Source organism: Candidatus Protofrankia californiensis (genome assembly GCF_900634765.1).
Taxonomy (GTDB): Bacteria; Actinomycetota; Actinomycetes; order Frankiales; family Frankiaceae; genus Protofrankia; species Protofrankia californiensis.
This window is the reverse complement of record NZ_CAAAFT010000333.1, coordinates 16,233-24,891: the sequence shown is the minus strand read 5'-3', so window position 1 is coordinate 24,891 and position 8,659 is coordinate 16,233. Positions and strand designations below refer to the sequence as shown.

The following is an 8,659-nucleotide window of genomic DNA, read 5'->3' as shown; positions in this document are numbered from 1 at the left end:
TCCGACCTGAACATCGCCCTGTTCGGCCGGCACGGCGAGGCCCCGCTGGCGGTGATCGCGGCCCGCTCGCCGGCGGACTGCTTCTACGCGGCGTTGGAGGCGGCGCGCATCGCGCTGACCTACCGGATGCCGGTCATCCTGCTTTCGGACGGCTACCTGGCCAACGGCTCCGAGCCGTTCCTGCTGCCGGACCCGGCGGACCTGCCCGACCTGCGGGTGGAGTTCGCCACCGAGCCCAACGGGCCGGACGGCAAGTTTCTGCCCTACCTGCACGACCCGCACACGCTGGCCCGCCCGTGGGCGGTGCCGGGCACGCCCGGCCTGGAGCACCGCGTCGGCGGCTTGGAGAAGGCCGACGGCACCGGCGCGGTCTCCTACGTCCCGGCCGACCACGACCTGATGATGCGGCTGCGCGCCGCCCGGGTCGAGGCCATCGACGTGCCCGACTTGGAGGTCGAGGACCCCTCCGGGGACGCCCGGGTGCTGGTGCTCGGCTGGGGTTCCACCTACGGACCGGTCGGCGCGGCCTGTCGCAAGCTGCGGGAACGCGGTGTGTCCATCGCCCAGGCGCACCTGCGTCACCTCTCGCCGCTGCCGCGCAACGTCGGCACGGTGCTCGCAGGCTACGACCGCGTCATCATCCCCGAGATGAACCTCGGGCAGCTCGCCCACGTGATACGCGAGCGCTATCTGGTCGACGCCGTGTCCTACAACAAGGTCAACGGCCAGCCGTTCACCTCGGCGGAGCTGGAGACGGTACTGGAGGAGGTCGTACGCAATGACTGAGGTCCCCCTCAAGCTCACCGCCAAGGACTTCAGGTCGGACCAGGAGGTCCGCTGGTGCCCGGGATGCGGTGACTTCGCGATCCTGTCGGCCATCCAGTCGTTCATGCCGGAGCTGGGCATCCCGCGGGAGCAGATCACGTTCGTCTCCGGCATCGGTTGTTCGTCCCGCTTCCCGTACTACCTCAACACCTACGGGATGCACTCGATCCACGGCCGGGCGCCGGCGATCGCCACCGGTCTCGCGGTCAGCCGCCCGGACCTGTCGGTGTGGGTGGTCAGCGGTGACGGCGACGCGCTGTCCATCGGCGGTAACCATCTGATCCACGCATTGCGACGCAACGTCAACATCAAGATCCTGTTGTTCAACAACCGTATCTACGGGTTGACCAAGGGGCAGTGCTCGCCGACCTCGGAGTTCGGCAAGGTCACCAAGTCGACGCCGGTGGGCTCCAGGGACACCCCGTTCAACCCGATCGCGCTGGCGCTGGGCGCCGAGGCGTCGTTCGTGGCCCGCACGATCGACTCCGACCGCAAGCACCTGCACTCGGTGCTGCGTGCCGCCGCCGCGCACGAGGGCAGCGCCTTCATCGAGATCTACCAGAACTGCGCCATCTTCAACGACGGTGCGTTCGACGTGCTGAAGGACCCCGCCAGCCGCGACTCCGTCCTCGTCCGCCTCGAGCACGGCAAGCCGATCACCTTCGGCGCGTCGGGGGAGAAGTGCGTGGTGCGCGAGCCGCGCGGCTTCGGTCTTGAGGTCGCCGACACCGCCAGCGTCCCGCGCAGCGAGATCATCGTGCACGACGAGACGGTGGGGGGCCCGGCCTACGCCTTCACCCTGTCCCGGCTGTCCGACCAGGATCTGAGCAACACCCCGATCGGGGTGTTCCGCCGGGTGAGCCGGCCCACCTACGAGGCGATGGTCCAGGAGCAGAACACCTCCGCCCGCACAGGCAGCGCGGACGCCTCGCCCGACAAACTGCTCGCCGAACTGCTGCACACGGGCAACACCTGGACGATCCGCTGATCCGCTGATCCGTCGGGCCGTGTGATTCTCGGCGGACGGCGCTCCCGGGCATTTTCCGATTCCGGCCCTGCTGGCGTTCCCCGGTCGTTGGCGTCCTTCGGACGCGAGCGACCGGGGAACGCCTTTGTTGTTTTTGGCACGCCTGGTGAAGGCGGTGTCTGCGGACGTTCCCGCGAACACTTCTCGATCGCCGGTGAAGAACACTCCGGACCAGTCGTCCGGGCCGACGGGCCGGAATTTCCAGGCCATCTGAACAATGGGTCGGGTAATTGGTCACCGGGCTCGGCGCGTTCGTCCCGCAAGCCGCTGTGACGCCGTATTCGGTAACGGATCCCGGCGGTAAAAAAAATTGGTGAGGCACGTTGTCGGACATTGCCACCAGGCAGGGTGCCGACCGGCCGACATCCAGGTGGTTACAGGCGTTGGCACCATTGGGCCCACCTCTTTCGGCCACCCGGCCCAGGTCTCTTCTGCTATTCGTCCCGGAATCGCGGATCGGCCGGAAAAGTAACTGGGAAGATACGGCGCTTAAAGAGCCCGAAACAACGGTGGGCGACATTTCTAATCGCGGCGCTTCAACGATGAGGCCCGCGGGGCGCCGGCCGGCGGATCGCGGATCGCGGATCGCGGGCCTGGCACCGGGCACCTGGCCGGCAGTGGCACGGCACAGCGCCATCTTCCCTATTCGGTGCAACCGACGGAGGGCACGCATGATGTGGAGCACGACATCGTGATCGGGTTCTGTGACACCACCTTGCGCGACGGTGAGCAGGCCCCGGGCGTTGCCTTCACCGCCGAGGAGAAGCTTGCCATCGCGTCCGCTCTCGATCAGGTGGGAGTACAGCAGATCGAGGCGGGTGTGCCGGCCATGGGCCCGTCCGAACGCGAGGTCCTGGGCCGTATGGCGTCCGCGGGTCTGCGGGCGGAGGTCGTCGCCTGGTGCCGGGCCGTCCGGTCCGACGTCGACGCGGCGGCAGCATCCGGCATCCGGCGGGTCCACATCAGCATCCCCGTGTCCGACCTGCACCTTCAGTACAAGCTCGGTCGTGACCGGGCGTGGGCACGCGGCCAGATCCACGACTGCGTCGCCGACGCCCTCGACCGGGGGCTGGCGGTCGGGGTCGGGTTCGAGGACGCCTCACGGGCGGACGACGGCTTCGTCATCGAGCTCGCCGGCGAACTGTCCAGGGCCGGTGTCGACCGCCTGCGCTGGGCGGACACCGTCGGGCTCCTCGAGCCGTCCGGGGCGTACGAGCGGATGTCCCGGCTGGTGGCGGCATCGCCCGCCAACTGGGAGATCCACGCCCATGACGACTTCGGGCTGGCCACCGCCAACACGCTCGCGGCGGTCCGGGCCGGTTTCGGTTTCGTCAGCACGACGGTCGCCGGGCTTGGTGAACGGGCCGGTAACGCGCCCCTGGAGGAGGTGGCGATGGCGCTTCGCCATCTCCTCGGATTCAGGGTCGACCTGGACACCACGTCGTTTCGCGCGCTGGCCGACCTGGTCTCGCGCGCGGCAGGCCGTCCGGTGCCCGCTGGAAAGGCGATCGTCGGGGAGTCGGCGTTCATCCACGAGTCCGGTATCCATGTGGACGGGGTGCTGAAGGCTCCGAGGATCTACGAGCCCTTCGACCCCGCCGAAGTCGGCGCGCGACGCCGCCTGGTCGTGGGCAAACACGCGGGGCGGGCGTCGCTGCGATACGCCCTGCGTGAGCACGGTATCGACGCCGACGAGGGCGTTCTCGGACCCGTCCTGGAGGGTCTGCGATCGCACGCCTCAATGCTCAAACGGCCGTTGCGCTCGAGCGAGGTCCGTGACCTCTACGAGCTTGCGGCAGCCAGCTGGGCCGCCGGCGCCAGCACCTGAACAAACAGCAGTACCGCAACAGACACCAGTTCCTGAGCAAGCAGCAGTTCCTGAACCAACACCGGTTCTTCCACAGTGACGCACGCTTGGGCGTGCGGTGAGGAGCACACACTCATGAGGCAGCTCGCGTTCTACGGCAAGGGTGGTATTGGTAAGTCCACCACTCAGCAGAACACGATGGCCGCACTGGCTGAGCGTGGCAACCGGGTCATGATCGTCGGTTGCGACCCGAAGGCGGACTCGACCCGTCTCATCCTGCACTCCAAGGCCCAGCACACCGTCATCGAGAAGGCGGCCGAGAAGGGCTCGGTGGAGGACCTCGAGCTGGAAGAGGTTCTGCTCGAGGGCGCATGGAACATCCGGTGTGTCGAGTCGGGTGGTCCCGAGCCGGGTGTCGGCTGCGCCGGCCGAGGCGTCATCACCGCCATCACCTTCCTGGAGGAGAACGGCGCCTACGAGGACCTCGACTTCGTCACCTACGACGTCCTCGGTGACGTCGTGTGCGGTGGTTTCGCCATGCCGATCCGCCAGGGCAAGGCCCAGGAGATCTACATCGTCACCTCCGGTGAGATGATGGCCATGTACGCGGCGAACAACATTGCCCGAGGCATCCTCAAGTACGCCCACAGCGGTGGTGTCCGCCTCGGTGGGCTGATCTGCAACAGCCGTCAGACCGACCGTGAGGACGAGCTCATCATAGAGCTCGCGCGGCGCCTGAACACCCAGATGATCCACTTCGTTCCGCGTGACAACATCGTCCAGCACGCCGAGCTCCGCCGTATGACGGTCATCGAGTACTCGCCCGAGGCGGACCAGGCCAACGAGTACCGCGAGCTCGCACGCAAGATCGAAGAGAACGACATGAAGACCATCCCCACCCCGATCAGCATGGACGAGCTCGAGGAGCTCCTGATCGACTTCGGGATCATGGAGCAGGAGGACGAGACGATCGTCGGTCAGAAGGCCGCCTCCACCGTCGGCGCGTGATCGCTCGCCCCCGCGTACCAGAAAGGTCTGTCATGACTCCACCCGTGACAACGTCTGCCGAGACGCAGGCGATGATCGACGATGTTCTGTCGGCCTATCCTCCCAAGGTCGAGAAGGACCGTCACAAGCATGTCAAGCCCAATGACCAGTCCGGGGGAAAGGAATGCGAGGTCAAGAGCAACGTCAAGTCCCGCCCCGGGATCATGACGATGCGCGGTTGCGCCTACGCCGGCTCCAAGGGTGTGGTGTGGGGTCCCATCAAGGACCTCATCTCCATCAGCCACGGCCCGGTCGGATGCGGCCAGTACACCTGGGGCACCCGGCGTAACTACGCCAACGGGCAGCTCGGTATCGACAACTTCACCGTCATGCAGATCACCAGCGATTTCCAGGAGAAGGACATCGTCTTCGGTGGCGACAAGAAGCTCGCCGCGATCCTGGACGAGCTGGTGGAGGTCTTCCCGCTGGCCAAGGGTGTCTCCGTCCAGTCCGAGTGCCCGATCGGTCTGATCGGTGATGACATCGACGCGGTCTCCAACGAGGGGACCAAGCGGCTGGGCCTGCCGGTCGTCCCGGTGAAGTGCGAGGGCTTCCGCGGTATCAGCCAGTCGCTGGGCCACCACATCGCCAACGACGCCATCCGCGACCACATGCTGGGCAGCCGGGAGCTACCCGAGCAGACCCCGTACGACATCACGCTGCTCGGTGACTACAACATCGGGGGCGACGCCTGGGCCTCGCGGAAGATCCTCGAGGACATGGGTCTGCGGGTCATCGCCCAGTGGTCCGGTGACGGCACCGTCAACGAGATGGCCACGGCCCACCTGGCCAAGCTCAACGTGCTGCACTGCTACCGCTCCATGAACTACATCGCCACCACGATGGAGGAGCGGTACGGCACCCCGTGGATGGAGTTCAACTTCTTCGGCCCCACGAAGATCGTGGAGTCGATGCGTAAGATCGCCGAGTTCTTCGACGACACCATCAAGGAGAAGACCGAGGCCGCCATCGCGAGCTACCAGGCCTTCTTCGACAAGGTCCACGAGACCTACCGGCACCGGCTCGAGGGCAAGACCGTCATGCTCGCCGTCGGCGGCCTGCGCCCGCGCCACACCGTCGGCGCCTACGAGGACCTCGGCATGGAGGTCATCGGTACCGGTTACGAGTTCGGGCACAAGGACGACTACACCCGCAGCTACCCCGAACTCAAGCAGGGCATCGTGGTCTACGACGACCCGACCGCCTACGAGATGGAAGAGTTCGCCCGCCGGCTCAAGCCCGACCTGATCGGTGCCGGCATCAAGGAGAAGTACGTCTCGCACAAGATGCGGACACCGTTCCGTCAGATGCATTCATGGGACTACTCCGGTCCGTACCACGGCGTCGACGGCTTCGCCATTTTCGCCCGGGACATGGACAGCGCCGTGAACAGTCCGACATGGAACCTGTTCGACGCTCCGTGGGCGAGTGCCAAAAAGGGCTGATTTTCCCGCGAAAGACGCGTTCTTTCGCCTGTGAACCGGAGGATTGCTGGTGTCCACCAGTCCAGACGCACTTACGGTGCGAGACCACAACACACTGTTCAACAGCCCTGAATACCAGGAGCAGCGCGAACGCAAGAAGCAGTTCGAGGGCGGTTCCGCGCCGGAGGAGGTCGCCCGGGTCGCCGAATGGACCCGGAGCTGGGAGTACCGGGAGAAGAACTTCGCCCGGCAGCATCTCACGGTCAACCCGCTGCGGGCGTGCCAGCCCCTGGGCGCGGTGCTCGCGGCCCTCGGTTTCGCCGGGACCCTGCCGCTGGTGCACGGTTCGCAGGGGTGCACCTCGTACTTCCGCGGTCACCTCTCGCGGCACTTCAAGGAACCGGTACCGACGGTGTCCTCGTCGATGACCGAGGACTCGGCGGTCTTCGGTGGGCTCAGTAACCTCATCGAGGCCCTCGGCACCTCCGTGCACCTGTACAAGCCGGACATGGTGGCGGTGTCGACCACCTGTATGGCCGAGGTGATCGGTGACGACCTGCAGAACTTCATCGCCAGCGCCCGTACCAAGGGCGCGATCACCGAGGACATCCCGGTCCCTTACGCCCACACCCCGAGCTTCGTCGGCTCGCACGTGCTGGGCTACGACAACATGCTGCGCGGGATCCTGTCCTACCTGACCGAGGGCAAGAAGAGCACGTCCAACGGCACGATCAACATCGTGCCGGGCTTCGACCCCTACGTCGGCAACATCCGGGAGATCAAGCGGCTGCTGACCCTGCTGGGCATCAAGCACGTCGTGCTCGGTGACCACAGCGACAGCCTCGACTCCCCGGCGACCGGCGAGTACCACATGTACCCGGGCGGGACCCCGCTCGCCGTGGCCGGGGACTCCATCAACGCCGACGCGACGGTGTTCCTGCAGGCCCTCGGTTCCAAGCGGACCAAGGAGATCGTGAACGGCTGGGCCGGCGAGGCGGTGCTGCTCAACCCGCCGATCGGCATCGCCAACACCGACACCTTCGTCACCGAGGTCGCCCGGGTGGCCGGGGTCGAGGTGCCGGACGAGATCACCGCGGAGCGCGGCCGGCTGCTCGACGCGATGACCGACTCGCATGCCTACCTGCACGGCAAGCGGGTGGCGATCGCCGGCGACCCGGACTTCGTCAACGGGATGCTGGGATTCCTGCTGGAGATGGGCATGGAGCCGATCCACGTCGTCAGCAGCAACGGCGACGCGACGTGGGCGGAGCGGGCCAAGGGGATCCTCGCCGCCAGCCCGTTCGGGGCGAAGGCGACGGTGTGGCCGGGCAAGGACGCGTGGCACCTGCGCTCCCTGGTGTTCACCGAGCCGGTCGACCTGATCGTCGGCCCGACGCACCTCAAGCACCTCGCCCGCGAGGCGAACGTGCAGCTGTTCCGCGCCGGTTTCCCGATCTTCGACCGGCACCACCTGCACCGCTTCCCGATCTACGGCTACGCCGGGGGGCTGCACCTGCTCACCCAGCTGGTCAACTCGATCCTCGACGAGGTCGACCGCAACGCGCCCGACCACAGCTTCGACATCGTCCGCTGACCGACATCGTCCGCTGAGGTGAAAATGGCTGCCCTGACGAAGATCGACGCCGCTGCGCTCTTCGACGAGCCGGCGTGTGACCACAACCGTGCCAAGGACCCCAAGGCCCGCAAGACGGGTTGCTCCCGGCCGAAGCCGGGAGGTACCGCCGGCGGCTGCGCGTTCGACGGCGCGATGATCACTCTGGTTCCGATAGCCGACGTCGCCCACGTGGTGCACGGCCCGATCGCCTGTGCCGGCAACTCGTGGGACGGTCGGGGCAGCCTCTCCTCGGGCCCTACGCTCTACCGCCGGGGTTTCTCCACCGACCTCGGTGAGCAGGACGTGGTGTTCGGCGGCGAGCAGCGTCTCTACGACACGATCGTCGAGGCCGCTCGCCGCCACCACCCGCCCGCGGTCTTCGTGTACTCCACCTGCGTCACTGCGATGATCGGCGACGATTTCGACGCGGTGTGCGCGGCGGCGGCGACCGCGACCGGCATACCGGTGGTCCCGGTGAACTCGCCGGGATTCGCCGGCAGCAAGAACTTCGGTAACCGCCTCGCCGGCCAGGCTCTGCTCGAACACGTGATCGGTACGGTGGAACCGGCGTTCACCACGCCGTACGACGTGAACCTGGTCGGCGAGTACAACATCGCCGGCGAGTTGTGGGACGTCACCCCGGTGCTGGCGAAACTCGGCATCCGGGTGCTGGCGAGCATCAGCGGCGACGCCCGGTACGCCGACGTCGCCGCCGCCCACCGCGCCAAGGCGACGATGGTCGTCTGCTCGCGGGCGCTGCTCTCGCTGGCCCGGGGGCTTCAGGACCGCTACGGCATCCCCTGGTTCGAGGGCAGCTTCTACGGCATCCGCGCGATGCGCGACACCCTGCGCGGTTTTGCCCGCCTCCTCGACGACAAGGAGCTCTCCTGGCGGGCCGAGGAGCTCATCGCCAC

6 protein-coding genes and 1 pseudogene are annotated in these 8,659 nt (G+C 66.9%); all 7 read left to right on the top strand.

Annotated features, from left to right (window positions below):
• Window positions 1–786 (top strand): annotated as a pseudogene (locus DD1DGNOD_RS17470) (2-oxoacid:acceptor oxidoreductase subunit alpha); the annotation flags it as partial.
• Window positions 779–1,813, top strand: coding sequence for a 2-oxoacid:ferredoxin oxidoreductase subunit beta (locus tag DD1DGNOD_RS17465; protein WP_131767523.1), 1,035 nt, complete (start codon window positions 779–781; stop codon window positions 1,811–1,813). The pseudogene DD1DGNOD_RS17470 and the gene DD1DGNOD_RS17465, both read left to right, overlap by 8 nt.
• A 715-nt stretch (window positions 1,814–2,528) precedes the next feature.
• Window positions 2,529–3,680 carry a homocitrate synthase gene (gene nifV, locus DD1DGNOD_RS17460; protein WP_131767522.1) on the top strand — a complete coding sequence of 384 codons (1,152 nt, stop codon included), beginning with the start codon at window positions 2,529–2,531 and terminating at the stop codon, window positions 3,678–3,680.
• A 114-nt stretch (window positions 3,681–3,794) separates the two neighbouring features.
• On the top strand, window positions 3,795–4,667 hold the full coding sequence (nifH, locus tag DD1DGNOD_RS17455) for a nitrogenase iron protein (protein WP_131767521.1): 873 nt from the start codon (window positions 3,795–3,797) through the stop codon (window positions 4,665–4,667).
• Between the two features lie 32 nt (window positions 4,668–4,699).
• Complete coding sequence (nifD, locus tag DD1DGNOD_RS17450) at window positions 4,700–6,151, top strand: nitrogenase molybdenum-iron protein alpha chain (protein WP_131767520.1); 1,452 nt, start codon at window positions 4,700–4,702, stop codon at window positions 6,149–6,151.
• A 49-nt stretch (window positions 6,152–6,200) separates the two neighbouring features.
• Entirely contained in the window at window positions 6,201–7,724 is a 1,524-nt protein-coding gene (gene nifK, locus DD1DGNOD_RS17445) for a nitrogenase molybdenum-iron protein subunit beta (RefSeq protein WP_131767519.1), read from the top strand.
• 24 nt (window positions 7,725–7,748) lie between these two features.
• Window positions 7,749–8,659 (top strand): nitrogenase component 1 (locus DD1DGNOD_RS17440; protein WP_283234720.1); only part of this gene is annotated, 911 nt, incomplete at its 3' end.

Coding starts and splice junctions, on each gene's coding strand:
- nifD (WP_131767520.1), top strand. CDS start 4,700: ATGACTCCACCCGTGACAACGTCTGCCGAGACGCAGGCGATGATCGAC.
- DD1DGNOD_RS17465 (WP_131767523.1), top strand. CDS start 779: ATGACTGAGGTCCCCCTCAAGCTCACCGCCAAGGACTTCAGGTCGGAC.
- nifH (WP_131767521.1), top strand. CDS start 3,795: ATGAGGCAGCTCGCGTTCTACGGCAAGGGTGGTATTGGTAAGTCCACC.